This is a genomic window from Pontibacter sp. LHS2, assembly GCF_058932845.1.
The window spans coordinates 628192-654264 of the sequence record NZ_JBZYWG010000003.1 but is presented as its reverse complement, the minus strand read 5'-3'; the positions used below and the strand labels follow the sequence as shown (position 1 = coordinate 654264).

The 26073-nt window shown below is 48.9% G+C and carries 27 protein-coding genes; 9 read left to right on the top strand and 18 right to left on the bottom strand.

What is annotated here, in order from left to right:
- Positions 1–157: 157 nt before the first annotated feature.
- The 6 genes from AC5FX6_RS16130 (at position 158) to AC5FX6_RS16105 (ending at position 5259) form a co-directional block, all read left to right on the top strand.
- Positions 158–715, top strand: coding sequence for an RNA polymerase sigma factor (locus AC5FX6_RS16130; RefSeq protein ID WP_493598010.1), 558 nt, complete (start codon positions 158–160; stop codon positions 713–715).
- A 27-nt stretch (positions 716–742) separates the two neighbouring features.
- Positions 743–1408: a hypothetical protein gene (locus AC5FX6_RS16125; protein WP_493598009.1), complete on the top strand. Its 666-nt coding sequence runs from the start codon at positions 743–745 to the stop codon at positions 1406–1408.
- Positions 1389–2516, top strand: coding sequence for a DUF4097 family beta strand repeat-containing protein (locus AC5FX6_RS16120; RefSeq protein WP_493598008.1), 1128 nt, complete (start codon positions 1389–1391; stop codon positions 2514–2516). Before AC5FX6_RS16125 ends, AC5FX6_RS16120 begins: the two co-directional genes overlap by 20 nt.
- Before the next feature lie 158 nt (positions 2517–2674).
- Entirely contained in the window at positions 2675–3100 is a 426-nt protein-coding gene (locus AC5FX6_RS16115; protein WP_493598007.1) for a RidA family protein, read from the top strand.
- 27 nt (positions 3101–3127) lie between these two features.
- Positions 3128–4948, top strand: coding sequence for a MutS-related protein (locus AC5FX6_RS16110; RefSeq protein ID WP_493598006.1), 1821 nt, complete (start codon positions 3128–3130; stop codon positions 4946–4948).
- 68 nt (positions 4949–5016) lie between these two features.
- Positions 5017–5259, top strand: coding sequence for a hypothetical protein (locus tag AC5FX6_RS16105; protein WP_493598005.1), 243 nt, complete (start codon positions 5017–5019; stop codon positions 5257–5259).
- A 138-nt stretch (positions 5260–5397) separates the two neighbouring features.
- Here AC5FX6_RS16105 and tsf read toward each other — a convergent pair whose 3' ends face one another.
- The 6 genes from tsf to AC5FX6_RS16075 all read right to left on the bottom strand — a co-directional run bounded on the left by tsf (position 5398) and on the right by AC5FX6_RS16075 (position 10515).
- On the bottom strand, positions 5398–6231 hold the full coding sequence (gene tsf / locus AC5FX6_RS16100) for a translation elongation factor Ts (protein ID WP_493598004.1): 834 nt from the start codon (positions 6229–6231) through the stop codon (positions 5398–5400).
- A gap of 212 nt (positions 6232–6443) precedes the next feature.
- Positions 6444–7211, bottom strand: a complete 768-nt coding sequence (gene rpsB / locus AC5FX6_RS16095) for a 30S ribosomal protein S2 (protein WP_493598003.1) — start codon at positions 7209–7211, stop codon at positions 6444–6446.
- Positions 7212–7232: 21 nt separating this feature from the next.
- Positions 7233–7619: a 30S ribosomal protein S9 gene (rpsI, locus tag AC5FX6_RS16090; protein WP_493598002.1), complete on the bottom strand. Its 387-nt coding sequence runs from the start codon at positions 7617–7619 to the stop codon at positions 7233–7235.
- A gap of 6 nt (positions 7620–7625) precedes the next feature.
- On the bottom strand, positions 7626–8075 hold the full coding sequence (gene rplM / locus AC5FX6_RS16085) for a 50S ribosomal protein L13 (protein WP_493598001.1): 450 nt from the start codon (positions 8073–8075) through the stop codon (positions 7626–7628).
- Between the two features lie 219 nt (positions 8076–8294).
- Complete coding sequence (locus AC5FX6_RS16080) at positions 8295–10148, bottom strand: M56 family metallopeptidase (RefSeq protein WP_493598000.1); 1854 nt, start codon at positions 10146–10148, stop codon at positions 8295–8297.
- A 1-nt stretch (position 10149) separates the two neighbouring features.
- Positions 10150–10515, bottom strand: a complete 366-nt coding sequence (locus AC5FX6_RS16075) for a BlaI/MecI/CopY family transcriptional regulator (RefSeq protein ID WP_493597999.1) — start codon at positions 10513–10515, stop codon at positions 10150–10152.
- Positions 10516–10738: 223 nt separating this feature from the next.
- On the opposite strand from AC5FX6_RS16075, the gene AC5FX6_RS16070 reads away from it, so the two are divergent.
- Complete coding sequence (locus AC5FX6_RS16070) at positions 10739–11719, top strand: NAD(P)H-quinone oxidoreductase (protein ID WP_493597998.1); 981 nt, start codon at positions 10739–10741, stop codon at positions 11717–11719.
- 65 nt (positions 11720–11784) lie between these two features.
- Here AC5FX6_RS16070 and AC5FX6_RS16065 read toward each other — a convergent pair whose 3' ends face one another.
- From AC5FX6_RS16065 to recA, 5 genes are all read right to left on the bottom strand, one after another.
- Positions 11785–12498, bottom strand: a complete 714-nt coding sequence (locus AC5FX6_RS16065) for an RluA family pseudouridine synthase (protein ID WP_493598331.1) — start codon at positions 12496–12498, stop codon at positions 11785–11787.
- Positions 12499–12758: 260 nt separating this feature from the next.
- Entirely contained in the window at positions 12759–13802 is a 1044-nt protein-coding gene (locus tag AC5FX6_RS16060; protein ID WP_493597997.1) for a sensor histidine kinase, read from the bottom strand.
- 3 nt (positions 13803–13805) lie between these two features.
- Complete coding sequence (locus tag AC5FX6_RS16055) at positions 13806–14501, bottom strand: response regulator transcription factor (protein ID WP_493597996.1); 696 nt, start codon at positions 14499–14501, stop codon at positions 13806–13808.
- A gap of 196 nt (positions 14502–14697) precedes the next feature.
- Positions 14698–15510: a DUF3108 domain-containing protein gene (locus tag AC5FX6_RS16050; RefSeq protein ID WP_493597995.1), complete on the bottom strand. Its 813-nt coding sequence runs from the start codon at positions 15508–15510 to the stop codon at positions 14698–14700.
- Positions 15511–15681: 171 nt separating this feature from the next.
- Positions 15682–16725: a recombinase RecA gene (recA, locus tag AC5FX6_RS16045; RefSeq protein ID WP_493597994.1), complete on the bottom strand. Its 1044-nt coding sequence runs from the start codon at positions 16723–16725 to the stop codon at positions 15682–15684.
- A 160-nt stretch (positions 16726–16885) separates the two neighbouring features.
- Here recA and AC5FX6_RS16040 point away from each other — a divergent pair, with 160 nt between their 5' ends.
- Complete coding sequence (locus AC5FX6_RS16040; protein ID WP_493597993.1) at positions 16886–18034, top strand: lipid A deacylase; 1149 nt, start codon at positions 16886–16888, stop codon at positions 18032–18034.
- A 6-nt stretch (positions 18035–18040) separates the two neighbouring features.
- Here AC5FX6_RS16040 and AC5FX6_RS16035 read toward each other — a convergent pair whose 3' ends face one another.
- Complete coding sequence (locus tag AC5FX6_RS16035; protein ID WP_493597992.1) at positions 18041–18670, bottom strand: GNAT family N-acetyltransferase; 630 nt, start codon at positions 18668–18670, stop codon at positions 18041–18043.
- Between the two features lie 179 nt (positions 18671–18849).
- Here AC5FX6_RS16035 and AC5FX6_RS16030 point away from each other — a divergent pair, with 179 nt between their 5' ends.
- Positions 18850–19716: an SDR family NAD(P)-dependent oxidoreductase gene (locus AC5FX6_RS16030; protein WP_493597991.1), complete on the top strand. Its 867-nt coding sequence runs from the start codon at positions 18850–18852 to the stop codon at positions 19714–19716.
- 78 nt (positions 19717–19794) lie between these two features.
- Here the strand turns inward: AC5FX6_RS16030 and AC5FX6_RS16025 are convergent, their stop codons facing one another.
- From AC5FX6_RS16025 to AC5FX6_RS16000, 6 genes are all read right to left on the bottom strand, one after another.
- Complete coding sequence (locus AC5FX6_RS16025) at positions 19795–20226, bottom strand: hypothetical protein (protein WP_493597990.1); 432 nt, start codon at positions 20224–20226, stop codon at positions 19795–19797.
- 235 nt (positions 20227–20461) lie between these two features.
- Positions 20462–21427, bottom strand: coding sequence for an AAA family ATPase (locus tag AC5FX6_RS16020; RefSeq protein ID WP_493597989.1), 966 nt, complete (start codon positions 21425–21427; stop codon positions 20462–20464).
- Between the two features lie 8 nt (positions 21428–21435).
- Positions 21436–22809: a peptidylprolyl isomerase gene (locus AC5FX6_RS16015; RefSeq protein WP_493597988.1), complete on the bottom strand. Its 1374-nt coding sequence runs from the start codon at positions 22807–22809 to the stop codon at positions 21436–21438.
- A 36-nt stretch (positions 22810–22845) separates the two neighbouring features.
- Positions 22846–25155 carry a peptidylprolyl isomerase gene (locus AC5FX6_RS16010; protein WP_493597987.1) on the bottom strand — a complete coding sequence of 770 codons (2310 nt, stop codon included), beginning with the start codon at positions 25153–25155 and terminating at the stop codon, positions 22846–22848.
- Between the two features lie 164 nt (positions 25156–25319).
- The gene (locus AC5FX6_RS16005) at positions 25320–25730 is read right to left on the bottom strand and encodes an ATP-binding protein (protein WP_493597986.1); all 411 of its coding nucleotides are present in this window, start codon (positions 25728–25730) and stop codon (positions 25320–25322) included.
- Positions 25723–26061 carry an STAS domain-containing protein gene (locus tag AC5FX6_RS16000; protein WP_040574303.1) on the bottom strand — a complete coding sequence of 113 codons (339 nt, stop codon included), beginning with the start codon at positions 26059–26061 and terminating at the stop codon, positions 25723–25725. Before AC5FX6_RS16000 ends, AC5FX6_RS16005 begins: the two co-directional genes overlap by 8 nt.
- Positions 26062–26073 lie beyond the last annotated feature (12 nt).

Below are 26073 nucleotides of genomic sequence, written 5' to 3'. Positions count from 1 at the left end.
GCAACGGATAATTTTTAAAAATATTTTGCAACTTGATGCAACCCAACGGATTTACTTGTGTCTTTAGTGCAGATAGAATGAAGGGAGGCAAAGAAACAAGATGAAATAAGAGAATTAATCGACTAATAAGGCAAAAAGAACGATAAACAAGGCGATTTTGGAAAAAGGCACTTTTCAGGATGTTAACGCACAGGTAGTGCAGCGCTGCAGGGAAGGGGATAACCGTGCCCAGTACGAGCTATACAAACTGTACTCCAAGGCCATGTTTAACGTGAGCATGCGCATTACCAATGACTATGCCGAGTCGGAGGACGTGCTTCAGGAAGCCTTCATTAGTGCCTTTAAGAACCTGCATTCTTACAAAGCAGAAGCTTCATTCGGGAGCTGGCTCAAACGGATAGTAATCAATGCATCAGTCAACGCGGTGCGCAAGCGCCGTTCAGAACTGGTGCCGCTCGAAGACCGCATCGCCGGAGACATACCTGACGAGGAGTATCAAGACGATACCGAGTGGCAGGTAGAACAGGTGCGCCGGGCCATTCAGCGTCTGCCAGACGGCTACAGAGTGGTGCTGAGCTTATACCTGTTAGAAGGTTACGACCACAGTGAGATTGGCGAAATATTGGGTGTAAGCGAATCTACATCGAAATCGCAGTACAGCCGGGCCCGCAAGAAGCTGTTGGAGATTATGAAAGACACACATTCCATGGCCTAGCCGTGGGTAATGATAAAGAGGAGAAAGATGAAAAATAGATTAAAGGAATTTGTGAATGAAAACCGGGAGGAATTCGATGTATTCGAACCCAGACCGGAGCTGTGGCAGGAAATCTGTACCGATCTGAACACACAGAAGGCACAGGATAAGAAGACTCGCAAAGAAGCGAAGGTGATCAGTATCAACTTCGGGGAGCGACTCAACTTCAGCGCCGACTTCATGTTCATGCGGGTTGCTGCTACCATTGTGCTCTTGCTCGCCTGTGGCATCACCCTCTGGACGGTGAAGCAGAATACGCCAGCGACCACTAACACTATAGCTGCTACCAGTACAACAGGGGAGCAGCCCTCAGTGTACCAAATGGCGCCAGAACTTGCTGAAGTAGAAGTGTACTACACCAGCCAGATCAACAGCAAACGTGAAGAACTGAGCGAATACGACCTAAAAGTGCTCGGTCTGGATGAGACACGCGAGATTGATCGCGAACTGGCTCGCCTTGACAGCAGCTATACCCGACTCAAGAATCAATTATATACCACGCCGAACACCGACCAGGTGATGGCGGCCATGATCCAGAACCTGCAGATCCGGATCGAAGTGCTGAACCGTCAACTGGAAGTGCTCAAAAAAATAGAAGCGATAAAAGAACAAGATACTACTGAACCACAGAACAATGGAACGACAACTATTTAAATCATTGCGCTACCACCTAGCCACGCTTTTGGTGATACTACCTGCCCTGGCCATGGCACAGCCTTATGCGCCAGAGCCTTGCCCAAGCCAAACGCCACCTGCGCCACCAGCCCTTGCTGCGCAGCAGACACTGCCACCCACTCCTCCTTTGCCTCCACAGCCACCTGTCATAGTAATGCCGCACCAGCAGGATTGGCAGGAAGCAGAAGCGTATACCTACAGCTCAGAGAAGCGAAAAACATTCGATAAGACTTACAAAGTGAGTAAGTCGGATGTGCTGAACATCGACAATAAGTTCGGTAACGTGCACGTGAGCACCTGGAATCGCAATGAGATACAGGTTAAGGTTGACATTATAAGCCGTGCCAACTCAGAGCAAACCGCGCAGGAGATGCTCAACAAAATCAACGTGACAGATACCCGTAGCGGCAGTACAATCGCTGTTAAAACCGAAATGGGGTCTATCAACTCTAAGAGCGGACATCAAAGCTTCGAGATTAATTATACTATCAACATGCCCGAAGATAACCAGCTGGTGGTGAAGAATAGCTTCGGCAATGTATACCTGCCCGACATGAAAGGAAAAGTGGACCTGACTGTACGTTACGGTGCTTTTAAAGTGGGCAATCTGTCGAATACATCTAATTCCATCAAAGCCTCATTTTGCAATAGCTCGCCAAATACGATTGGCTACCTGAACAAAGGAAATGTGGACCTGGCTTATTCCACGGTAAATTTAACCAATACCAACGGTGTGAATGGTTCCTCTAAGTTCAGTGACCTGAAGATAGGAAATCTGTCGGAGGCCTTGAACATGGACCTGAAGTACGGTACATTTAGAGTGGACAAAGTGAATAAAAACTTCAAAACCATTTCAGTGAGTGGAGGTTTTACCCCAATCCAGCTGCATTTTGAAGATGATTCGGCTTTCGACTTTAACGTAAACGTGCAGTTTGCCGAATTTAAAGTAGACCGCAACTTAGTGAAGTTTACTACACTGGAAAAAGGCCATACCTCAGCAGAGTATAAGGGCAAATACGGCAACTCAACTTCCAAAGGCTCAATCAACATCACGTCCAAGTATAACGACGTGAAGTTTACAAAATAACTCCTTGGTTTGAAACATGTTATCCCGGATCGGGTTGAATAATAGAGTTTGTTTAAGGTAAGAGAAGCCGGCCTGTTTACAGGTCGGCTTCTTTATTGTTTAAAGATAGAAGCAAGGGCCTGAAGCGCAATGCTGGCCAGAATGTTTTATATTTGAGTATGACAAACGACAAAGAGCTTCTCAATTCATCGAAAGCCCCGGAGCCGGTGGGATTATACCCGCATGCCCGTCGCGTGGGCAATCTTTTGTTCCTGTCCGGCGTTGGGCCAAGAGAACGTGGCACCAAAAAAATCCCGGGGGTGGAGCTGGACGAGGCAGGTAACATCACCGCTTACGACATTGAGGCGCAGTGTCACTCAGTCTTCCAAAATGTGCGCTACATCCTGGAGGACGCCGGTTCGAGCTGGGCAAACCTCGTGGACGTGACGGTCTTCCTGACAAACATGAAAGACGACTTTGCCACTTACAACCGCATCTACGCCGAGTATTTCAAGGACAACCAGCCTTGCCGCACTACAGTGGAAATAAACAAACTGCCAACGCCCATCGCTATCGAGCTGAAGTGCATCGCCACGATCGACTAAGCTACACCTGCAAACAGAACACTATACGTGAACAACAGAGAAAACGAATTTAAGCAGCGGGCTGCGGCCTATGCTGAGCAAGAACATAGAGCAGCCGGCAAATCACGGTCAGTATCCTGGTTAAGAGTGGTGGTATTTGTGGCAGGCGCTATTGCGGCCTGGCTCTTTTTCAGAGATGGCAATACCAGCGCTGGAGTGCTCAGCATTGTTGGGTTTTACATCCTCTTCATACTGGTGATGCGCTGGCACAGCCGGCTCGATTACAGGTACAAGCAACTGCAATTGCTTCACAAACTCAACTTGCAGGAGATCGACCGGCTGCACGGCAGGCTTCATGACTTTGATGGAGGGATCGCTTTCAAAAACGACCAGCATCCTTATACCTCCGATCTGGATATTTTCGGTCCGGACTCACTCTTCCAACTGATAAACCGCTCTGTAACTACGATTGGAAAACTTCGGCTGGCGCAATGGTTTCGACAGGCGTCACCCGCTGCGGAGGTGTCGCGCAGGCAGGAGGCAGTGGCTGAACTGGCCCAGCCTGAGCAGCAGGAATGGCTGCAGCAGGCTATTGTAAATCCAATGCACTATAAGCACACCGAGTCAAATACTCAGGAGTTCTTTGATTGGCTAAGAGCGCAAGACCTGTATAAGGCGCATCCATGGCTGAAGGCGCTTGTATTCGTGCTGCCAGTACTCACTTTAGCGTCAATTGCAGCTTGGTTCTATGGCTACTCCGGGTACATCGCGGTGGGCTTTCTGGCCATCCAGTATCTGTTGGGGCTTAAGTTCCAGAAGGCACGCGACGATTACTACGATAAGAGCATCGGCATGTACGAGGCAATGCAAAGCTATACCGATCAGCTACGGCACATAGAGCCTCATACTTTTCAGGCTCCGCTTCTGGAAGAGATCAGGACACGGCTTTACAAAGACAATACACCAGCTTCCACCGCCATCGGAAAGGTAGCCACCATCATTGATTACTTCTCGTGGCGACTGAGCACGCTGATGAGCTTTTTCCTGAACACCATTCTGATGTGGGATTTTGTGTGGATCTATCGGATTGAGTCCTGGAAAGCAGATCATCTGGACCAGGTTGAAAATTCACTTGATTTGTTGGCGGAATTTGAAGCCCTGTCCAGTATGGCAGCCTTTCAGTATGCCCAGCCACATTTTGCTATACCTAAGCTGAGCGCTATACCTTTCGAGTTTGATGCCGAGCAGTTAGCGCACCCGCTTATCTTCTCAGTGGAACGCATTTCGAACGACTTCCAGATGCAGGGAGCAGGCAAGACCATTGTGGTAACGGGCTCCAATATGTCGGGGAAAACGACTTTTCTGCGTACGGTAGGCATCAACATGGTGCTCGCCTTTATGGGAGCACCTGTATGTGCACGCCGTCTGACAGTGGCTCCTGCACAGGTATACACCGCCATGCGCACCGCCGATAACCTGGCTGAGAATACTTCTTCATTCTACGCTGAGCTAAAGCGCCTGCGCATCCTGCTGAACATGACAGAAAGGGAGGAGCCGGTTTTCTACCTGCTCGACGAGATACTCAAAGGCACAAATTCCCGCGACCGTCATGCGGGTGCTATGGCCCTGATCCGCCAGCTGCACCGGCGCACTGCCTCCGGCCTGATTTCCACACACGATCTGGAGCTGGGCGCTATGGAACAGGAATTGCCGGGCAGTGTTGAAAACTTCAGTTTCAATAGTACCATTGAAGGTGACAAGATACTGTTCGACTATACCTTGCACCGGGGTATTTGCCGCAGTTTCAATGCCAGTAAGCTCATGCAGCTGATGGGAATTGAGATGGAGCGCACGGATGCGGCGGGGTAGAAGCGTGTACCCAAGGCCTGATTTTACGTTAGCATATCAACACACATTAACCATCAGTAAATAGACCTATGAGAGTAGTAGCCGACATACCTAACCCGCACGTGAAAATCACGCTGCACTCCTACAACGGTAAATATATTCTGAAGCTAGAGAAAGCCAACCTGGAGCAGATTTATAAGATAGAGGAAACCGAAGTAGCAGGAGATGAAGGAGCAAAAGCTTTACTGGATGAGGAGTTCATCGAAGCCGTTGTTAATCGTTTCCAGGACATGCGTGATGCCTTTGTAAGCACAGTGAGGAGGAACGATTAAAGTATAATTAGTTGGAATAGCCTAATTCAGAAGTAAAATGATGAAGCCTACATATAAATTCTAGTGATTTGTAGGTATAGATAAATAAAAAAGGCTCTGATTTCTCAGAGCCTTTTTTATTATAGTTTCTAACGTGGATTAGCCGATAGCTACACGCTTGAACTCCGTTACAGTCAAACCTTTGCTCGTTTTCTCAAGCAGCTGAGAGATTGTAAGCGAAGAGTCTTTCACGAACTCCTGGTTCAACAGTGTGCTCTCTTTGTAGAACTTGTTCAGTTTACCTTGAGCGATTTTCTCCAGCATTTGCTCTGGCTTGCCTTCAGCACGTGCCTGCTCTTTGCCGATCTCGATTTCACGCTCGATCGTAGCAGCATCAACACCGTCTTTGTCAAGAGCGATTGGCTTCATCGCAGCGATTTGCATCGCGATGTCCTTACCAACTTCAGTTACATCAGTACCGCTGGTGTTGTTCATGCCTACCAGTACACCCAGTTTACCGTTAGAGTGGTTGTAGGCGATTACTTTCTCAGCAGTTACAGACTCGTAAGATACCACGTCGATTTTCTCACCGATTTTACCCATCAGGTCAGTGATGTGGTCCTGCAGTGAACGACCGTCAGCCTGAGTTGCTGCCAACAGTTCTTCTTTAGAAGAAGCGTTTGTAGAAACAGCAGTATCCAGGATGGTTTTCGCCAGGTTCTTGAAATCTTCAACTTTAGATACTGGCTCAGTTTCGCAAGCTACAGCTACTACTTTACCATTAGAACCGTCTTCGCTAACCTGCGTCAGTACCAGACCTTCAGAAGTAACGTTGTCAGCACGCTTGCTGGCAATCTTCTGGCCTTGCTTACGCAGAATATCTTTAGCAGCTTCGAAGTCACCGTTGGCTTCTGTAAGTGCTTTTTTGCAATCCATCATACCTGCACCAGTTTCCTGGCGAAGTCTGTTAACGTCTTGTGCTGTAATAGCCATGATTTTATAATTAAGAATTATGAATTAATAATTAAGAATTATCTACTGCGAGGTTTTCCGGAGGAAGAATTAGAGCAGGGTCATTGCGCTCCCAATCTTTAATTCCTTGTCAGAATTTCCTTTTCTCCTTCCTGATTCCCCTAAAACAAACTGAACATTGAAGCTTGAAGGCCCAATGTTCAGTTTGTTTACTATGCTATATGCATTCGAGATTATTGCTCGTCAGCTTCCTGCTTGGCTTTGATGCCTTCTTCTTCAGAACGCTTACGCTCAGTCTCTTCTTTGTCCACTTTACGCTCAGACAGACCTTCTTCGATTGCCTTACCCATGATAGAAACGATCAGGGCAATAGACTTAGAAGCGTCATCGTTTGCAGGGATTGGGAAGTCAACCAGCTCAGGGTTTGAGTTCGTATCGCAAACTGCGAATACTGGAAGGTTCAACTTCTGTGCTTCTTTTACTGCGATGTGCTCACGCTTTACATCCACGATGAACAGAGCAGCTGGAAGTCTAGACAGATCAGCGATACCACCTAGTACACGGTCCAGTTTCTCACGCTCACGAGAAAGCATCAGACGCTCACGCTTTGCGATAGCTGCATAAGCTGTGTTGTCTTTCACCATCTTGTCGATAGTAGACATTTTCTTAAGTGACTTACGCACAGTAGCGAAGTTGGTAAGCATACCACCTAACCAACGGTCAGTCACATAAGGCATTTTAAGACGACGAGCTTCTTCAGCTACGATGTCTTGTGCCTGCTTCTTGGTAGCTACGAAAAGGATTTTGCGACCAGACTTGGCGATGTTCTTGATAGCTGAAGTAGCTTCCTCAAGGGCAACCAAAGTTTTGTTCAGGTCAATGATGTGGATACCGTTCTTCTCCATGAAGATGTACGGAGCCATTTTCGGATCCCACTTGCGGGTAAGGTGACCGAAGTGAACACCTGCCTCAAGTAATTCTTTATAATTAGTACTTGCCATGTTGTTGATACACCTTTAATATTAACGTTTACTGAACTGGAATGAACGACGCGCTTTGCGCTTACCGAACTTCTTACGCTCCACCATACGAGGATCTCTGGTTACGAATCCTTCTTTGCGGAGTGCAGATTTAGTCTCGGCGTTTTCTACTACCAGTGCTTTCGCGATAGCAAGTCTAAGTGCTTCAGCCTGGCCGCTTACACCACCACCTTTTAGATTAGCAGTAACATCGTACTTGCCAATAAGCTCTAAGGTTTGAAACGGCTGATTCACAATAGTTTGCAGTACTTCGTTAGGGAAGTACGCCTTGATATCTTTACCGTTAATAGTGATATTCCCTTGCCCGGCCGTCATGTAGATACGAGCCACCGAGGTTTTTCTTCTACCAGATGTATTGATAACTTCCATTAATAATTAGATGTTGAGGGTTAATTCTTTAGGCTGCTGCGCCGCAAACGGGTGCTCGCTTCCTGTAAAAACATGAAGATTTCTGAAAAGCTCGCGACCTAGTGGGCCTTTAGGCAACATGCCACGAACCGCGCGCTCTACTAGCAGCGTTGATGACTTAGCCTTTAGCTCACGTGGAGAAGTCTTGCGCTGACCGCCTGGGTAACCAGTATGCGACAGGTAATACTTCTGATCCCACTTGCGACCTGTGAAACGAACATTATCAGAGTTGATAACGATCACGTTGTCACCGCAGTCAGCGTTTGGCGTGTACGAAGGCTTGTTCTTGCCTTTCAGGATCTTGGCGATTTCAGACGCCACGCGACCCAAGCTTCCTTGCCCTGCATCAATAATCACCCAGCCTTTGTTGGCTGTCTTCTTATTGACAGTAAGGGTCTTATAACTTAAATGATCCATTTTTGGTGGTTGTAAGCGATTTATTTAACAATTAATTTTTTCTCGAGGGTTCTTGAAAAATGGTCACAAAGATAGGAACTCTTTATTTGATATGCAATACTTGCTTTAGAAATATACTGGAACACAGGGGAATAGTGAAAAATAAAGCAGCGGCACAAAAACGCGCCGCTGCCTGTATGCTAATCTACTATCTATTCTTATTCGATCTATACCTATCCGTTATCGGGGCGCAAGCGTAGTGCCGATTTTAACCTCGCCGGTCTTTTTGTTTCCTTGCACCAGCACAATGTTATCAGCGTCTATCAGGCTCTGCAAAGAGGTGGTGTTGTAAATGGCATTTGCATGTGAACCCTTCCTTTTTGAAGTTAGCTCAATCTTTATGCCGGTTATTTTACCGCCCTGATGCTTTTGATCAAAGCGCAGGTCAAAACCGTTGTCCTTAAATGCCTGTTGTGCTACTTCCAACTCTCGCTTGGTAATCTCTTCCGGCCACAAGGAATACACTATGTAATCCTCATTTTCTACTAAGCGAGCTCCGCCAGCTTTAGGTATAGCAGGGCCTTCATATTTGCCCGGAGGCGGTGGGGGAGGCAGCTGCTCTCCCGTAGGAGCTGGTGGCACAGGTGGTATGGCTTCTTTGCCGGGCGCAGGAGGCGCAGGTGGTGTTCCCGGAGCTGGTGGAACTGGTGGCGCTGGCAGTGCATCAGGGGCAGCTGGTGCAGGCGGCGGTGGAGGTGGTAGTTCTGGTAGCACGTACTTACGCTCTAATTCAGCCAGGCTTGCCGCGTCTGATGCAAAGTATACCTCAGTGCCACCGCCTTTTAATGCGATCACAATGGCATCCCTGCCGTCAATTTTTTTACTCTGCACACTCTTTATCGCACGGTTCTGCTTTAGCTGGTTTATAAGCTTTTCGATGTCATTTTTTGGGGTGCCTTGCTCCGGATTGTCCCTTTTGGCAACGGGCGGTGCACTGGGCACTTCACCATACTTGAGCTCGGCCGAAGCCATACTTTGCTTGTCACCGAAGGTATAAACCTCCTCATCACCGGACTTAAGGGCCACGACAATTCTCCCGTTGGATCTCCAGGAGATTCGGGTTACCACGGGGTTTCGCGCATAAAAGGCAGCATATTCGTCAGTCGGGCCAGCGGGGGACTGCGTTGTTTTTTCCGGAAATATAGTTTCCGTCACAGTGGAAATATCGTCTGTTGAGGCGCTCCGGAAGGCAACCAGCAGCACTGATACAAGGGGCAGCACAACCAGCAGTCTGAGCCGGTTTGCCCTGCTTGTGGGCATTTTATTCATCATGGCAATTCGTCGTTTAAGTGATGGGAAATTAAACTGATTGGCAATCTGAGGTTGTGTGGCGCCTACAACTTTCAGTAAGAGGTATTGGTACTCTTTTTTATCAACTCCAGCACCTACAACATGCTGGTCAGCTATAAACTCTAAGTTTTCTTTCATGGCCTTTTTCATGAGCCACACACCCGGGTTGAACCAGTAAAACACGGTGCTCAACTCGGCCAGCAGCACATCCAGGGTATGCCAGCCGCTTACATGGATCTGCTCATGCCTGAGTATAGACTCCAGCTCAGGCGACTGGTGCTGGGCCGGGTTCAGGTAGATGGTTCTCCAAAAAGAGAAGGCCTCGCTTATACCTGCCACCTTGCGGAAATCCACCCCTTGGAAGGAGGCAGGCACCGAGGCGCGATGTATTCTGTAAAGCGAAGCAAATTGCAGGACTAGCCTGAGCAGCATAAGCCCGCAACCCAGCCAGAACAGCACAACCGGTATAAGCCAGTAGTCGAATGCGGTCTGTTCAGGTATAGCCGTTGATGACCAGGCAGGTATAACGACGGCATAGCTTTGCACCACGGCCAGTTCTTCGTGCCGGCTAAATAGCTCAGAGAGGTCTATCAGCGGGTATACCGCTGAGAACACAATGCCGAACACCAGGAACAACCGGTTGAGGTGGTAGAAGGTAAGCTTGCGCAGCACCAGGTGGTAAGCCAGGTAGAACAGCGCCAGGGCTACGTTCGCTTTCAGCAGGTATAGGAGCAGAGCTGGCATATCATTCTGATTTTTTGTTTTCGATCATATGAATAATCTCCTTCAGCTCCTCCGCGCTGATCTGCTTCTCTTTCGCAAAAAAAGCGACCAGTTCTTTGTAGGAATTTTTGAAGTAGTCACCCACAAAGCCTTTCATAAAGCGCTTCTTGTAGTCTTCTTCTTTGATGCTCGGGGTGTAGCGGTAGGTATTGCCAAACTTTTCGCTTTGTAGAAAGCCTTTCTTCTCCAGATTCTTCACCGTAGATGCCAAGGTGGTGTAAGGTGGTTTCGGCTCTTCCAGCTTTTCCAGAAACTCCTTTATAAAGCCACCATCCAGCGACCAGATGGCCTGCATGGCTTCCTCTTCTTGTTGTGTCAGCTTTTCCATAGTTCTACGATGTTTTCGTATAGTTACGAAAGTTTCGTAGAAAGGTCAAGTGTTTGTTCTATAATTCTTTGGATATTTTTCTGAATGTTCCAGATTCCTGCTAATGCTGCCAGTAGAAGCGGTTTTGGGAATAATACGGAAACATCTAATTTTAAGAGGCGTCTTAATTTGTAGCGGTCTACCTGTTGCAGGTATAGCCATCCACTAATCTAAATTGACTGACATGAAAGCCATACTTGTGAAGCAGCCCGGCGGACCAGAGCAACTGGTGCTGGGAGAATACGAACAGCCACTGCCTAAACCTAACGAACTGCTGGTGCGCGTGCAAGCCACTGCGCTCAACCGTGCCGACACCTTGCAGCGACAGGGTAAGTACCCGCCCCCAAAGGGAGAAAGTCCGTTGCTGGGCCTCGAAATAGCCGGAGAGGTGGTGGAGGCAGGTATAAACTGTACCCGTTTCAAGAAAGGAGATAAAATCATGGGCTTGTTGCCAGGAGGGGGGTATGCTGAATATGCCGTAATACACGAAGAGATGGCCATGGCTATACCTGAAAAGCTGAGCATGGAAGAAGCCGCCGCTATACCTGAGGTTTTCCTCACAGCCTGGCAGGCGATTTCCTGGCTCGGAAAACTGCAGGCAGGTGAGCGTGTGTTGATACACGCAGGAGCCAGTGGGGTAGGTACCGCAGGTATACAGTTGGCCCGCGCCCTCCAGGCTCAGGTGCTGGTGACTGCTTCTGAAAAGAAAATAAAAGCCTGTCTGGACTTAGGCGCTCACAAAGCGATCGATTACAAGGAGGTGCCCTTTGAGGACGAAGTGCTGGCCTATACCAATTCCGAAGGAGTGGACGTGATCGTGGACTTTATTGCCGGCCCCTACTTCAAACAGAACATCGAGTGTCTGCGCCTGGATGGGAGAATGGTCTTACTGGCAAGCCTGGGCGGCGGTAAAGTAGAGGAGTTTGACTTGCGGCAGATTCTGATGAAACGTCTACAGGTAATCGGTTCTACCTTGCGGTCCCGCACGCGTGACTACCAGATCCGTCTCACAAAGGATATGGCAGATTTCGCTATGCCTCTTTTCCAAAATGGCACCATCAAGCCAGTTATTGACTCTGTATTTGACTGGTCTGATGTAGCCGAGGCGCACCGTTACATGGAGGCCAACAAAAACATCGGGAAAATTGTGTTGCGGGTAAGTTAAGGCTATACCTGGGGAAGAAATGAAAAAGGGGACTGATATCACATCAGGCCCCTTTGTTTTATACTCTAGTTGTACTGCCGAAGTTGCTTAATCAGTACAGCCATGTCCTTCGGATACGGCGCCTCTATTTTGATCGGCTCCTCGTTCATCAGTTTAAAGCCAATGGTATGTGAATGCAGCGCAAAACGCTTGATAAGCGGCTGCTCTTCAGTTTGCTGCTTCAGGTTGAATTTGCGCTTCAGGCTGCTCAGGTACAGCGGCTCCCCACCATACAGCTCGTCACTCACGATAGGAGCTCCCAAAAAAGCCAGGTGCACCCGTATCTGGTGCAGGCGACCCGTTACCGGCATGCACTCCAGCAAGGTATGGCGACTGTAACTTTCCAGCGTCGTGAAGTACGTTTCGGCTGGCTTGCCCTGTGGCGTAAGTTTGGCAACGCCTTTAGCGCCAGCCAATATAGAGCGGTTCACTAGTTGGTCTTCGAACTTGTGCACGCCCCAGGCCACGGCATGGTATACCTTGTAAACCTCGCGGTGCTCAAACTGCATGGACATATGGCGGTAAGCCTCCGGGTTTTTGGCAAACACCAGGCAGCCCGATGTGTCTTTGTCGAGACGGTGGCAGGCTTGCAGGTCTGGGTTATGCTGCTTGGCGAGTTTAAGGAGGTTGGTTGTATTGGGTGTGCGGTCTTCGAGCGTAGAAAGATATGGTGGCTTGTTCACCACCAGGAAGTCCTCGTTCTCAAATATGATCAGGTCTTTAAAAACCGGGTATTTCATGCTAAACTGTATCATTAACAAGTGCGGCTATACCTTAGCCACACAGCCTGCAAAGATACGAATTTTTGATGTGGTGATTTTTAATTGTTAAACGGTTGATTGCCATTTGTCAAAAGGCCTGAATGGTAATGGCTGAATAGTTAAACTATTGAGCCTAGGTATCTGGGAACTCTGGGAAATACGACTCTTGAATCAATCACCATAATATTGAGTTAGCTGAAGAGGGTATACCTGATTTACTTCAAAACGATCATTCACCACTAATTTCCTTTCGCCTTAAGCAGCTTGAATCGCAGGGTGGTTCCCTTGCCAAGTTCGCTCTTCACAGCGATAAAGGAACGGTGTGCTTCGATGATGTGCTTGGAGATAGCGAGGCCGAGTCCAGAGCCACCACTGTCTCGGGAACGGCTTTTGTCAATGCGGTAGAAACGCTCGAATATGCGGTTGATGTGCTCCTGGGCTATACCTGTGCCATCGTCTTTTACTGTGATCGTATAGCGTTTGCGACCTTCTGTAAACGAAACCCAAATGTTGCCGCCTGTACGGCCATACTTAATGGCATTGTCCACGAGGTTGATAAACACCTGCCGTATCCTATTCGGGTCGGCGTGAAGCAATACTTTCTGGCCAGGCGCCAGATCCAACAAGTGGAGTTTGATCTGGCGGCTGTCGGCCTTCTGTTCCAACTGCTCAAAGACTTCCTGCACTAATTGTGCTGCGTCAAAGTCCAGCTTTTCCATCTTCACGACACCCTTCTCAAACTGTGAGATACTGATCAGGTCCTGCACCAGGGTGTCGAGGCCGTCAAGGCTGTTCGCAGCTTTCTGCAGAAACTTGTCGCGCACATTGGGGTCGTCCATCGCGCCGTCGAGCAGGGTATGGATAAAGCCCTGTGCGGCGAAAATGGGCGTTTTGAGTTCGTGTGACACATCAGCCAGAAACTCCCGGCGCATAACCTGCAAGTGCTTGAGCTCGTCGATCTCCTGCTGTTTGCGTTCCGCGATCTGGTAGATGTCGTCTTTTATCTTTCTGAGTGGGTCTGCTGTAAAGAGAGAGCGGCCTTCCACTTTGCGATACTCCTGCTTCTTGATTTTTTCAAAGCTAGAGTATACATTCTTGATCTCGCGGAACACAAGAGCTTCGTACGAGAAATATATCAGCAGAAAGCAGCAAACAAATACGATGACAAGTGCCGCTATAAATCCTCTGGAAGAAAAGTAGGTAGCTAAAGCCAAAAAGGCAGTGAGCACAAGGGCCACTGCCAGGGATACTATAAGGGCAAGCGTACGGGAGTTTAAGTTCATGTATTAGTCGGTGTTAAACTTATAGCCTACACCTTTGATTGTTCTGATTTGATCTTCACCTATTTTCTCACGCACTTTACGGATGTGTACGTCCACTGTTCGGGCGATCACATATACATCGTTGCCCCAAACATTGTTGAGCAGTTCTTCGCGGGTAAATACTTTGTTAGGAGTAGCCGCCAGAAAGGCCAGTAGTTCAAATTCTTTCTTGGGTAATGTGATTTTGGTAGTGCCTTTGTACACGGCAAAGCTGGTGCGGTCTATACGCAGTCCACCGATCTCGATCACCTGCTCCTGTTCTTCCTGCTGTGCATCACGACGGGCGTAAGCGGCCAGGCGACTAAGCAATGCCCGTGGCTTAATCGGTTTTGTGATGAAGTCGTCTGCGCCGGCGTCAAATGCGGCTACTTCAGAGAACTCCTCTGAACGGGCAGTCAGAAAGATGATGTGCGTATGGCGGAAGTCCTGCTCTTCGCGTAGTTGACGACAAGCGGCTATACCGTCCAATATTGGCATCATTACGTCCATCAGGATCACATTGGGCTTGAAAGTTTGAGCTACCTCGATTGCTTTCTTGCCGTTCTCGGCCTGGGCTACATCATAGCCTTCACGGGCCAGATTATACTGCAGCAGTTCTACGATATCCGGATCATCGTCAACTACCAGTATTTTGTAATGGGCTTGAGTTGGTGTCTGCACGTCTTTATGATTAGAGTTTCCCGCCTACTAAACAGGCAGGTGTAACTATTGTTAAAAACCATTCGGTGGCTTTCATTTCAAGACAAAGATATTATTTCACAAGGTATAGAAGTGCGGATAATCAAATCATAATATTTTGTTAACATTCGCGTATCATTAAAAGAGAAAGCCAGCCTGTACAGGCTGGCTTTCTCTTTTAATTCTGAGCCACTAGGGCAGGTCTATGCTTCAGGTTCTTATGTTCGTATAGATCTACTTTCACAGCTCCTACAAACATTTCTGCTGATATCAACACGGGTATTTTGTTTCTGTCATCGGAGAGGTACACGGTAATAGCGTCTTCTCCCTTAAACAGTTTGTTTTTAGGCATGCGTGGCACCAGCTTGATGGCTTTAAAAGAGCCCGCTTTGGTGCTCACCGTCTCGCGGCCCTGATAAGTTACGACCATGTCAAACGACTCTTCATCGAAAAATCCTTTAATGGCAAACTTGTCTCCAGGCTTGAAACGATCATAATTGAGGGTGCGCAGGTAGTAAAATCCACTCACAATATCCTGAGCACCGGAAGGTATCTTATGGGTGCTTTGTTTCTTATCCTTGTTCTTTTTCTTCATCTCTACCTGTGCAACATTGGCAAAGTGGTTAAAGTCCACGGTTTCACGCTTACGGTAGCTGCCTTCCTCTATGTTGCGGAAAGAGCGATGCGGCAAAATAGCAGCTGTGTCGATATAAGACTGCCAAGTATCACGTATTCTGATGAAGAGGTCAAAAGAGCTGGTGGTTTTGCCATACACGGTCGCTTTGTACGCTGGTCTGTCATTGATGCGGTGCAGATTGGGCGCAATATCAATCACGGCTTCGGCCGCCGTTATAGGGCCGTAGTGTACTTTGTATTTGAGCAGTTCGCCTGTGCTAAAGCTTTCGTTAGGCACAGTGCGCAATGACTCTTTGGCGGCAAATCCAGAGAGTACCACGAGCAGTAAGATTATAACTGGTAATATCCTTTTCATACGCTATAGGGTAAGGCATGTGTCGTTTTACAGGTTGTATTCAACTATTATACCAAAACAGGCCTTTGCACTAAGGTAACATCTTATATTCACACTACCAACAACATAAAACGCAAAAAGGTGCTATGTAGCATAGCACCTTTTTGATTATTTAGTTACTGGGAACAGTGTTCATTCCGCACCACTCGGATCTTCCAACGCAGCGGCCACTTTCTCAGGCTCGCCTTTCACGATTGCTCTGATCTTAGTCTCGATCTCTTCCTGTAGCTCTGGGTTGTCAAGCAGGATCTGCTTCACGCCATCGCGGCCCTGACCCAGCTTGTCGCCGTTGTAAGAGAACCACGAACCTGACTTCTGCACGACACCAAGCTCAACGCCCAGGTCAAGGATCTCACCTACTTTGGAGATACCTTCGCCATACATGATGTCGAACTCTACTACTTTGAATGGAGGCGCTACTTTATTCTTCACCACCTTCACACGTGTGCGGTTACCAGTAATGTTGTCAGCAGACTCTTTGATCTGGCCAACACGACGGATATCCAGACGCACAGAGGCGTAGAACTTAAGGGCATTACCACCCGTAGTGGTTTCTGGGTTACCGAACATCACACCGATCTTCTCACGAAGCTGGTTGATGAAGATACAGCAGCAACCGGTTTTGTTGATCGTACCGGTTAGCTTACGCAGTGCCTGCGACATCAAACGAGCCTGAAGACCCATTTTGCTGTCACCCATGTCGCCTTCCAGTTCACCTTTCGGTACCAGGGCGGCTACGGAGTCAATTACGATAATATCGATCGCGCCGGAGCGGATCAGGTGATCAGCGATCTCCAAGGCCTGCTCACCGTTGTCAGGCTGAGAGATCAGCAGGTTTTCAGTGTCTATGCCAAGTTTTTCGGCGTATATCTTGTCGAATGCGTGCTCTGCGTCAATAAAGGCAGCCAGACCACCGGCGCGCTGCGCCTCTGCGATAGCATGCATGGTAAGCGTGGTTTTACCAGACGATTCAGGACCGTAGATCTCGATGACACGGCCGCGCGGTAAACCGCCAATTCCTAAAGCAATGTCAAGTCCTAGCGAGCCGGTTGAGATAGCCGGAATGTCTTCCACTTTGTTATCGCTTAGCTTCATTACGGTGCCTTTACCGTAAGTCTTGTCAAGCTTGTCTATCGTCAGCTGCAGGGCTTTTAGTTTTTCGTTGCTTACGCTCATGTGTGTTTAATTAAATAGCTTTATATTGATGTGAAATTACGACGTTCAAAATCAATTTGCAAAAAAAGTAACAGGTATTTTGCTAATTATTTTAGTTGATTATGGCCGTCTTGTTACAACATAAACGGTCAGGCTTTTGTGCCATATTACTCCCTTTTTTATGAGATATTTTAGGCTTTTATTATGTCTGTTTGCTGTGCTTTACAGCCCTTTAGCCTATAGCCAGCTTAACAACGATGCCCTTAAACTGACCATACCTGTAAAACCTGAAAATGCTAACCAGATTAGAATTGGGTTGCATGCTTTTGGCTTTTCTAAAAACAATGAGTACTTCAATAAGATAGCCGATGGCTATACCTTGTTTGGCTACCATCTTATGCCACGGGTGAGTTATTATCCGTCCGCTTCGGTCCGTATTGATGCCGGCGCTTTTCTATGGAAGGACTTTGGCAGCTCCGGTTATCAGGACTTTCAGCCTACCTTCACTGTCAAATGGCAGCAGGAAAACTGGGCCTTTGTGTTCGGTACGTTAGAGGGCAATGTCAGTCACAATTATGTAGAGCCACTCTATGATTTTGAACGTGTGATCAACGACCGGCTGGAAAATGGACTGCAGTTTTTGCTAAATACGCATCGCGTGAAACTGGATGCCTGGGTGGACTGGAGCAAGATGATCTACCGGGCAGATCCGGTGCGGGAAGAAGTGGCTGGGGGTATCAGCTCTGCCGTACGCCTGCTCAACAGACCCGGCAGGGTGGAGGGCGATACGTTGCGACTGGCTATACCTATCCAGTTTACGGCGCAGCACAAAGGCGGACAGATCGACAACTCACCGTTGCCGCTGCTAACCGTCGTGAATGCCGCAGTAGGTGTAGAGTTGGAGCGTCAACTACCGCATCGAATATTTCACCGTGTGTATACCAAAAACTATCTGCTTGGCTTTAATGACTATTCTAACACGTTTCAGTTACCTTTCACCAAAGGCGCTGCCATCTATCTCAACGCAGGTATAGATACAAAGTATCAGGACGTCATGCTTAGCTATTGGCAAGGTGATGGGTATATCACGGAGCTAGGAGGGAAACTGTTTCAGTCGGCTTCCACGACTTACAAAGACCCTGATTATGTGCAGGAAGATCGTCAACTGCTGATACTCCGCTTGATGAAGGATATTGAAGTAATGGAGGATCTATACCTGACGCTCCGACTGGAGCCGGTGCTTGACCTGGACAACCCGAAGCTGGAGTTTTCAAATGCCCTATACCTGACATTCGACACTGATTTTTTTGTGGCTAAGCCCCGTAAGTAGCGCTGATTACATCGCTTCCTGGGAGTCACGCTCCTGCAGTTGCGTGGCCTGCTCGTAATCGTCACGGGTCATGCCGTAGTAGCTGAGGTCCAGCAATTCTTCGGAGTCAGCGCCTCTGAAGTCGCTGCGCAGGACACCTTCCTTCATCATTCCGCAGCTTTCGGCAATCTGTGCGCATACATTATTATACTGTGTACACCGCAGGTATACCTTGTTCAGCTTTATCTCCTCAAAGGCGAAGTGCAGAACGGCCCTGAATGCCTCCTGCCCCAACTCTAGCATATCCGGCCAGTTTGTGAAATATAAAGCGGCCTCTGCCTTCGGCACGGACCTGTCTATGTTCTTAAGGGTGATATCGCCAATGTAGGCCTTACTTTCCCGCAACCATACACCGAAGTCAAACTGTTTGCGATTGTCCCAGTCGGTGCGTAGCTGGGCCAGCTGAATACGGGCGTCCTCCAGGGCACGCACACGGGCTACCCTGCCAGTGAAGGCCGGACTGAGTGCTGCGGTGTCTTCCTGAATGAGGCGCATAAACTCCTGCTCATCGCCTTCGGCATAAGGTCTAAGCACCAGGTGATCTGTCTCTAGTTGTTCATCAAAAGCATCTGGAAGGATATTGTATAAAAAGTTCATAGGTATAGTTTTGTTTTAATGGAATAGATGCGGCATTGGTTCTCCTGCTTTGTCTGTCATACGCTATTCAGCTGAAAATGTGAGTATAATCTTCATTGCGCTGCCGAGTCTTAACCGATCAGTGGTGATGACCGTTACAAGCTTATACAAAGTATGTGCACATAATTAAATCATTATCTATGAAAAACAGATTAGAAGGCAAAGTCGCTATTGTAACAGGCGGCAGTACAGGTATAGGAGAGGCAATTTGCAAGAAATTTGCGCAGGAAGGGGCTCGCATTGTAGTGGCGGGCTTCCCGGAAGATCCCGTGGAAAATGTCGTAAAGGAAATTACAAAGGAGGGCGGAGAAGCAATTGCCTATACAGGCGATATCTCGACCGCAGCCAATGCGAAAGAGTGCGTTGAGCTAGCCAAGAAAGAGTATGGGCAGCTCGACATCCTGGTCAACAATGCAGGTGTGTTTCCGGAGGTGAATCTGCTGCAGGACTACTCTGAGGAAGCACTGGACTACATGATCAAAAATAATATCAAGTCGGCGTTTGCCATGAGCAAGGCCGCTCTGCCAGAACTGCACAAGACGAAAGGTAACATTGTGTCGGCGGGATCAGAGGCCGGTGTGATAGGTATAGCACAGAACACGCCTTACGGTGGCACCAAAGGTTTTATTCATGCCTTTATGAAAGGACTGGCTGTAGAGCAAGCGCAGTTCGGTGTGCGGGTCAACATTGTGGGGCCGGGACCAATCGATACAGCCTGGACCCATAAGAGTACCGGCCCCATGGATGGCAAAATGGTGAAGACCATGAAGGCGGCGACGCCCATGGGACGACGAGGCAGCCCGGAAGAGGTGGCCAACGTTTACTGCTTCCTGGCCTCAGACGAAGCTTCGTATGTAACGGGGGCGCTCTACATGGTGGATGGCGGCATCACGGTTGCAAAAGGGCCAGTAGGAGAGGAGGCGGATTCCAGTATGAAAAAAGAGCCGAAAGGCGAGCTTGACCTGGAACACTCTAAGGAGGGGCATACCTCTATCCGGAATAAATAGACTCTCCCAGGTATAAACAAGAAGCGCCCGCAGGTATAAGACTGCGGGCGCTTCTTGTTTATCAGGTATAGCCGTTGACTATTGATTCAGCAGGAAAGGGTACTTGAAGTGCTTCGGGCTATTGAGTTGCTGCTGGCGCATCATCACCTGCAGGGTATGAGCCGTTTCGTTGAAATACTCCAGTCTGCGGATCAGCATTTCTTTCTGCAGTACCACGCCACCAGCCGTTTTCATGTAAGCTCGCTTCTCTTCCATGACACGCTGCAGGGTGTCCATCACTGCGTTCTCGTTCTGCTCAAACCAACGGGTGAAGTCCTCCAGACGAGCAACACCTGCTGTTTCTGACTTGAATTCGAGGCCATGCAAGTGTAGAATATCAGCCAGCAGGTCTACCTCCAATGGAATAGATACATTATAAGGCATGGAGCGAACCTCCAGTTTGCTGTTCAGGGCTCCAATGATTGTGGCCAGGTTTTCTTTAAAGCGAACGTATAGCGCTGCCGCTTCCATAAGTTTCAGGGTAATGTGTCAAAAATCAGTACAGGCGCAAAATTACACCAATAAGCTTAGATTGCTAAATTGTTTGGTGAATTGTTGATTGCTGGTTGTTAATTGTTAGTTGGATAAGCTGTTCGATAGCTAATTTGTTGAAGCTCCTGTGTGTCTGAAAAATGAACAGGGCATTTCTCTGGTTTTAGCCTCAGCTAGCTGAAGCTATACCTGAGTACTTGTCAACAATAACCAGTTACAACAGCTCCTTGATCAGTTGCTCTACCGTGATGCCCTCAGCCTCTGCCTTGAAGTTGCGCACAATACGGTGACGCAGAATGGGTAGTGCAACAGCTTGAACATCTTCTATATCAGGAGAGTATTTGCCATTGAGCAAGGCGTTGCATTTCGCCCCGATAATCAAGTGCTGTGAGGCTCTCGGTCCTGCACCCCACTCCAGGTATTGGCTGGCCTTTTCAGATCCCATCGCTGTATGAGGGCGGGTTTTGTGTACCAGCTTCACGGCATACTCTACCACATTGTCCACCACTGGTACGCGGCGCACCAACTGTTGGAACGCCATGATGTCATCGGCATGCAGGATCTTGTCGAGTGCTACACGAGCGGCGCCGGTTGTATTCTTCACGATCTGCAGCTCCGACTCGTAGCTCGGGTAACCCAGGGTGATATTGAACATGAAGCGGTCAAGCTGTGCTTCTGGCAGGGGATAGGTACCTTCCTGCTCAATTGGATTTTGGGTGGCCAGCACAAAGAAAGGGCGCGGCAGCTCGTAGCGCTTACCGGCTACGGTCACAGCATACTCCTGCATAGCCTCCAACAAAGCTGCCTGGGTTTTGGGAGGCGTGCGGTTTATCTCGTCGGCCAGAATGATGTTGGCGAAGATAGGTCCCGTTACGAAATTAAAGTTACGGTCTTTGTCCAGCGTCTCGGCTCCTACAATATCACTCGGCATCAGGTCGGGCGTGAACTGCACCCGGCTGAAGGACATGTCGAGCGATGAGGCGATGGTTTGGATGAGAAGTGTTTTGGCTAGGCCGGGAACACCTACTAAGAGGCAGTGCCCCTGACAAAAAACGGCGGTGAGCACCAGGCGCACGACCTCCTCCTGTCCTACAATAACTTTTGATATTTCGGAAGTGAGGTCCTGGTAGGCACGGTACAGCGCGTCGGCTGCTTCTTTGTCAGAGGTATACTGCTTCATGTATAGGGCTATTGCGTTAGTTCAAGCACTTTGCATTGTTCGTAATCCGGATCGATCTCAATGAATACGGTGTCAATGTTTTTTCGGAACCACTCATCCACCGCTTTGTCTCTTTTCTGGGCCAAAGCAGCGGCGGCTATTTTCTGATAGTCATCGCGCAGGTTGGCCATGTGAGGAGACGATTTGTAACGAAGCTGGATGATACGGGCTGCTTCTCTACCGTCAGGAGTGGTAAACGTCACCGGCTTAGAAACGTCACCAACTTTCATAGTGTCGATCACGAAGAATATGCTCGGTTCCACTTCATCCATCGGGATGTAAGAGCTTCCTGTCATACGGCTCATCAGGGTACCACCGTTGTCCTTGGTATTCTTGTCGTCCGAAAAATCTTTGGCAGCCTTTGCAAAACTGATGCTGTCGTTCACGATCAGAGTACGTACGCTGTCCAGGGCGGCAATGGCGTCCTGCACATCTACGCGGGCAGTCGCAGGCTTGATGAGGATGTGACGGGAGTTAAACTCCTGACCCTTGCGCTCGATCAATTGGATCAGGTGAAAACCGAACATCGACTCCACTACATTAGACATCTGGCCTGGCTCCAGGCGCATCGCTGCAGCTTCATACTCTGGTACGAGTTCTTTTTTCTTGAAGAAACCAAGCTCTCCGCCTGCTGCAGCTGAACCCGGGTCTTCAGAGAATTCACGGGCAAGTGTTGCAAAATCTTCACCGGCCACAATACGTGCGCGCAGTGCTTCCAGTTTCTGACGGGCAGCCTGCTTCTGCTGGCGGCTTACCTCTGCATATTTCACGATGTGGCTCAACTGTACTTCGCTGGAGAAGTAAGGCAAGCTGTCTGCAGGAATCTGGTTAAAGTAGCGGCGCACTTCTTTTGGAGTGACAGTCACTTTCTCAGTGATCTCACGCTGCATCTTTTCGGATACCATCTGGTTGCGTACAGAGCGGCGCAGTTCGTCGCGCAGTTGCTTCACGCTCTTGTTGTAGTACTGCTCCAGACGCTCCGTGCCACCTACTTGCGAGGCCAGGTAATCAATTCTGCGGTTCAGTTCACCAGTTACAGCAGCTTCTTCCACTACGACAGAGTCAATCTCAGCACGGGCTAGCAAGAGCTTTTCCTGTACCATAGACTTGAGTATCTCACACTTCAATGGCTCTGTTTGCGCGCTGGGCTGCTGCTTGTTCTGTGCCAGGTACTGCAGGTAGCTGAACTCGAGCTCCGAGCGCAGGATCACGTGGTTGTCTACCTTGGCTATGATGCCGTCCAGTTTCTTCTGGGTAGGTGCTTGTGCCGTCGCTGTGAAGGCCGTGATCAGGCAAAGCAGTAGCAGGGCCAGGGTTTTCGTTTTAGGGATTGTGTTATGCATGTTGGCTTCTATCGGTTCTCTCGTTGCGGACCCGCTTTATTTTCTGATGATTTTATCGACCTCTGTCTGGTTAACGCTAACCGGGTTCTTTTCTTGCAGTTGCTTTACCCACTGTTCGTCGAGGTAGTTCTGGTAGTCGGCTGTTACCTGACCTCTTACCTCAGCGAGTTGCTTTGGCGCAGGGGCCAGCACATCGTGCACGATCACCAGGTACTGGCGGCCGTTCAGCTCGGTGTTGTAAGTGCCTTTTTCCCATGTCACAGCGTCAACGGCTTTGTTCTCTCCTTTCTGGAATCGCTTCTCTGTGATCTGCACGCCCAGCGGATTGCCGGCATTTAGGTTTTCAGCCAGCACGCTCAGCTCAGGAGAGTAAAGTGTGAACGATACGCGTCTGTTACGACGGCGACCGGTTTCAGTATTGTCAGCGGCGGCCTGCTTGGTTTTGCCCAGCGCTTTGATACTAAGCTGATCTGCTGCCACACCACGGGCTGTCAGGTATGCTGCTACTGCCTGAGCACGCTCTGCAGAAAGGTCGCGTTTACCGGTTGCCTCACGAGCATCAGCGTGACCATTCACTTCCAGCTTCAGATTCGGGTTATTGCTCAAGCGGTCTGCCAGTTCATTTAGGCGGGCTATATTTGCCTGGTCCGGCGTAGCACTGTTGGTTTCAAAGGAAACATCGGCTGGTTTGCCATTGCGTACCTCATAGCGGCGTACGCTCAGCTGCTGCTGTGCCTTTGTGAGTAGCTCCGCATTGGCAGCGCTGATCACAGTCGCTTGCGCGCGTTCTTTCCACTGGTACTTATCGCGGTTCTGATCAAAGTAGGCTTTCAAACCAACACTATCCTCCACTGCTTTTGACCAAACCTTCTCGTCCATCAACTGGAACAACAGGATGCCGTCGTGGTACTCGCGCACCAGCATGCGATAGTCCGGGTATTTATTTTCCAGGTTAGCACGCTCATAGGCCAGCAGGCTCTTCTGTACAAAGTTGTCGTACATTGAGCTCATGTGGTGCTGCGGAGTGCCAGCCATACGTGGGCGCTGCTCAGCCTTCACATAGGTATAGAAGTCAGCCACGGTATAAGGCTTGCCCTGTATCGTGAACAGTGTGCTTTTTAAGGTTTTGTCAGCGGCATCATACTCCCACTTGCCTTGCATCAGGGCATCGGTCGCTTTGTTCAGGGCAGTAGCTTTTACAGTAGCGTCTTCCGTGAAGTTGTTTTCCGTCTTGATGCGCTTTAGGAAAGCTGCTTTGTTTAATTCAGAACGGGAGTCTTTGGCGATCTTGTTGCGCAGGTTCTGCTCCATTTCTTCAAACGAAGGAAGCGATTGCTTGCCAATCAGCTTGATGATGTGCCAGCCGTAAGGTGTCAGCACAGGAGAGGCTACTTCGCCTTCTTTCTTCAGACCAAAGGCCACTTCCTCGAAAGAAGGAATCATGCGGCCTGTGCCGAACCATGGCAGCTCGCCACCGTTAGCGGCAGAATTGGCATCCTCTGAAAACTCAGCGGCCAGGCGGTCCCAGTTCTCGTTGCGCTGTACACGCTTGTAAATGGCGTCAATGCGCTGCTTGGCTGCCAGCGAGTCTGCCTTCGGCATGCCCGGCGTGGCACGCACCATGATGTGGGCTACCTTCACTTCGCCCTGTGCAGTGCGCTTGTCGTGTACTTTGATCAGGTGATAACCGAAACGGGAACGAACCGGCATCGAGATCTGGCCAACCGGTGTTTTGTAGGCAGCGTCCTCGAAGCGGTAAACCATCTGCATGGCTGTAAAATAACCCAGGTTGCCGCCGTTTTCGGTAGCTGATGGGTCCTGTGAAAATTCACGGGCCAACTTTTCGAAAGCCTCACCAGCCTCTAGTCGCTTACGCAACTCCAGCGCCTGGTTGTAGGCAGCAAGTGTATCCTGTGGGCTAGGGTCGTTAGGAAGCCCCAGCAGGATGTGCGACGCGTTTACCTCCTGTTTCAGGCGCTCATAAGCCTCCTGCACCAGCTGGTCGGTTACACTTTTTTCAGTGAGGTAAGGTTGGGCTAATTGCTCTTTATAGCCCTCCAACTCACGCTTAAAAGCAGCGGTGGTATCCAGCCCACGGCTTTCACCTTCCATTACTTTAAGCTTGAAACGGGTATAAAGGTCGAGGTATTCGCTTACACTCTGGCGAGTATAGGCGTCTTCATTGCCCCCGTTGTTCTTCTCATACACATACTTAAATTCCGATGTGTAAACAGGTTGGGAGCCAATGGTCGCAATGATAGGTTCCTGCTTGTCATTCTTCTTGGTTGCGGTACAGCCAGCCATTAGCAGGGCCGCTGCCGCAACAAGTAGTTGATTGCTGCGCATAAATAGATGATAAACTAACGCTTGGTTTTGTCCTGACGAGGTCAGATCATGCAATTTTAGTTAATTTTTCTGACAGATTAGTCAAAAAGTACCACTATAATCCTATTGCATGCGATTTCGTTCCGGATAACGGACAAGGGACGCTAAAAGTGTGCAGCTCAGCCCTATTTAATTTTTTTGTAGAGCAAGCAGGTGTTCTGTCTCGCATTCGACTCGAACTCCACACGATCCATGATGCGGTTAACGAGTGCGATGCCGACGCCCCCTTTCTTACCGACACGGATGTGCTCCTCAATATTAGGCTCTTTGTACTCAGAGCGGCGGAAAGCCACCCCATTGTCGATGATCTCGAACTTGAGCATGCCTGCCTTCTCCGCGATGGAGAGGGAAATGTTTTTGGACGGGTCCTCCTGATTGGCATGGATGATGAGGTTGGCGCATATCTCATCCACAGCCAATACGATCTGGTTCATCAGTATATCCGTCAGTTTATAGCCTGCCAGATACTCCGTGACGAAGTCCCGTATTTGCTTAAGATTTTTTTTAGTACAGCTAACTGTAATCTTATTATTCATCAGCAATGGTCATGGCTTCTTCGTAATCCGAAACGATGGTCATGAGCAGGTCAAGGCCCAGAATTTCGAATACGTTGCGCACTTTGTCCTGCATGTTGTAAAATATGAGTTTGATCTGTGCATCTTCAAAACGCTGCAGGTGCGAAATGAATACCCCGAGGCCTGCAGACGAGATATAGTTCAGGTCTTTGCAGTCTACCAGGATCTTGCTGTATGTCATGATCTCGGGGTCTGAAAGCGCTTCATCGAGCATTACTGATGAGCTTGCGTCCAGTTCACCATCCAGGGTGATGATGATTGTCGTGTCTTTGATTTGGTTAGTAATTTTCATCGGCATCCTTTA

Excerpts from the sequence above, each read along its gene's own strand:
- AC5FX6_RS16015 (WP_493597988.1), bottom strand. The coding sequence starts at position 22,809 with ATGCATAACACAATCCCTAAAACGAAAACCCTGGCCCTGCTACTGCTT.
- recA (WP_493597994.1), bottom strand. The coding sequence starts at position 16,725 with ATGAGCGTAAGCAACGAAAAACTAAAAGCCCTGCAGCTGACGATAGAC.
- AC5FX6_RS16120 (WP_493598008.1), top strand. The coding sequence starts at position 1,389 with ATGGAACGACAACTATTTAAATCATTGCGCTACCACCTAGCCACGCTT.
- AC5FX6_RS16075 (WP_493597999.1), bottom strand. The coding sequence starts at position 10,515 with ATGGAAAAGCTGACACAACAAGAAGAGGAAGCCATGCAGGCCATCTGG.
- AC5FX6_RS16005 (WP_493597986.1), bottom strand. The coding sequence starts at position 25,730 with ATGAATAATAAGATTACAGTTAGCTGTACTAAAAAAAATCTTAAGCAA.
- rpsB (WP_493598003.1), bottom strand. The coding sequence starts at position 7,211 with ATGGCAAGTACTAATTATAAAGAATTACTTGAGGCAGGTGTTCACTTC.
- rpsI (WP_493598002.1), bottom strand. The coding sequence starts at position 7,619 with ATGGAAGTTATCAATACATCTGGTAGAAGAAAAACCTCGGTGGCTCGT.
- AC5FX6_RS16115 (WP_493598007.1), top strand. The coding sequence starts at position 2,675 with ATGACAAACGACAAAGAGCTTCTCAATTCATCGAAAGCCCCGGAGCCG.
- AC5FX6_RS16025 (WP_493597990.1), bottom strand. The coding sequence starts at position 20,226 with ATGGAAGCGGCAGCGCTATACGTTCGCTTTAAAGAAAACCTGGCCACA.
- AC5FX6_RS16040 (WP_493597993.1), top strand. The coding sequence starts at position 16,886 with ATGAGATATTTTAGGCTTTTATTATGTCTGTTTGCTGTGCTTTACAGC.
- tsf (WP_493598004.1), bottom strand. The coding sequence starts at position 6,231 with ATGGCTATTACAGCACAAGACGTTAACAGACTTCGCCAGGAAACTGGT.
- rplM (WP_493598001.1), bottom strand. The coding sequence starts at position 8,075 with ATGGATCATTTAAGTTATAAGACCCTTACTGTCAATAAGAAGACAGCC.
- AC5FX6_RS16070 (WP_493597998.1), top strand. The coding sequence starts at position 10,739 with ATGAAAGCCATACTTGTGAAGCAGCCCGGCGGACCAGAGCAACTGGTG.
- AC5FX6_RS16125 (WP_493598009.1), top strand. The coding sequence starts at position 743 with ATGAAAAATAGATTAAAGGAATTTGTGAATGAAAACCGGGAGGAATTC.
- AC5FX6_RS16030 (WP_493597991.1), top strand. The coding sequence starts at position 18,850 with ATGAAAAACAGATTAGAAGGCAAAGTCGCTATTGTAACAGGCGGCAGT.
- AC5FX6_RS16020 (WP_493597989.1), bottom strand. The coding sequence starts at position 21,427 with ATGAAGCAGTATACCTCTGACAAAGAAGCAGCCGACGCGCTGTACCGT.
- AC5FX6_RS16010 (WP_493597987.1), bottom strand. The coding sequence starts at position 25,155 with ATGCGCAGCAATCAACTACTTGTTGCGGCAGCGGCCCTGCTAATGGCT.
- AC5FX6_RS16060 (WP_493597997.1), bottom strand. The coding sequence starts at position 13,802 with ATGAACTTAAACTCCCGTACGCTTGCCCTTATAGTATCCCTGGCAGTG.
- AC5FX6_RS16000 (WP_040574303.1), bottom strand. The coding sequence starts at position 26,061 with ATGAAAATTACTAACCAAATCAAAGACACGACAATCATCATCACCCTG.
- AC5FX6_RS16035 (WP_493597992.1), bottom strand. The coding sequence starts at position 18,670 with ATGAACTTTTTATACAATATCCTTCCAGATGCTTTTGATGAACAACTA.
- AC5FX6_RS16050 (WP_493597995.1), bottom strand. The coding sequence starts at position 15,510 with ATGAAAAGGATATTACCAGTTATAATCTTACTGCTCGTGGTACTCTCT.
- AC5FX6_RS16080 (WP_493598000.1), bottom strand. The coding sequence starts at position 10,148 with ATGCCAGCTCTGCTCCTATACCTGCTGAAAGCGAACGTAGCCCTGGCG.
- AC5FX6_RS16105 (WP_493598005.1), top strand. The coding sequence starts at position 5,017 with ATGAGAGTAGTAGCCGACATACCTAACCCGCACGTGAAAATCACGCTG.
- AC5FX6_RS16065 (WP_493598331.1), bottom strand. The coding sequence starts at position 12,498 with ATGAAATACCCGGTTTTTAAAGACCTGATCATATTTGAGAACGAGGAC.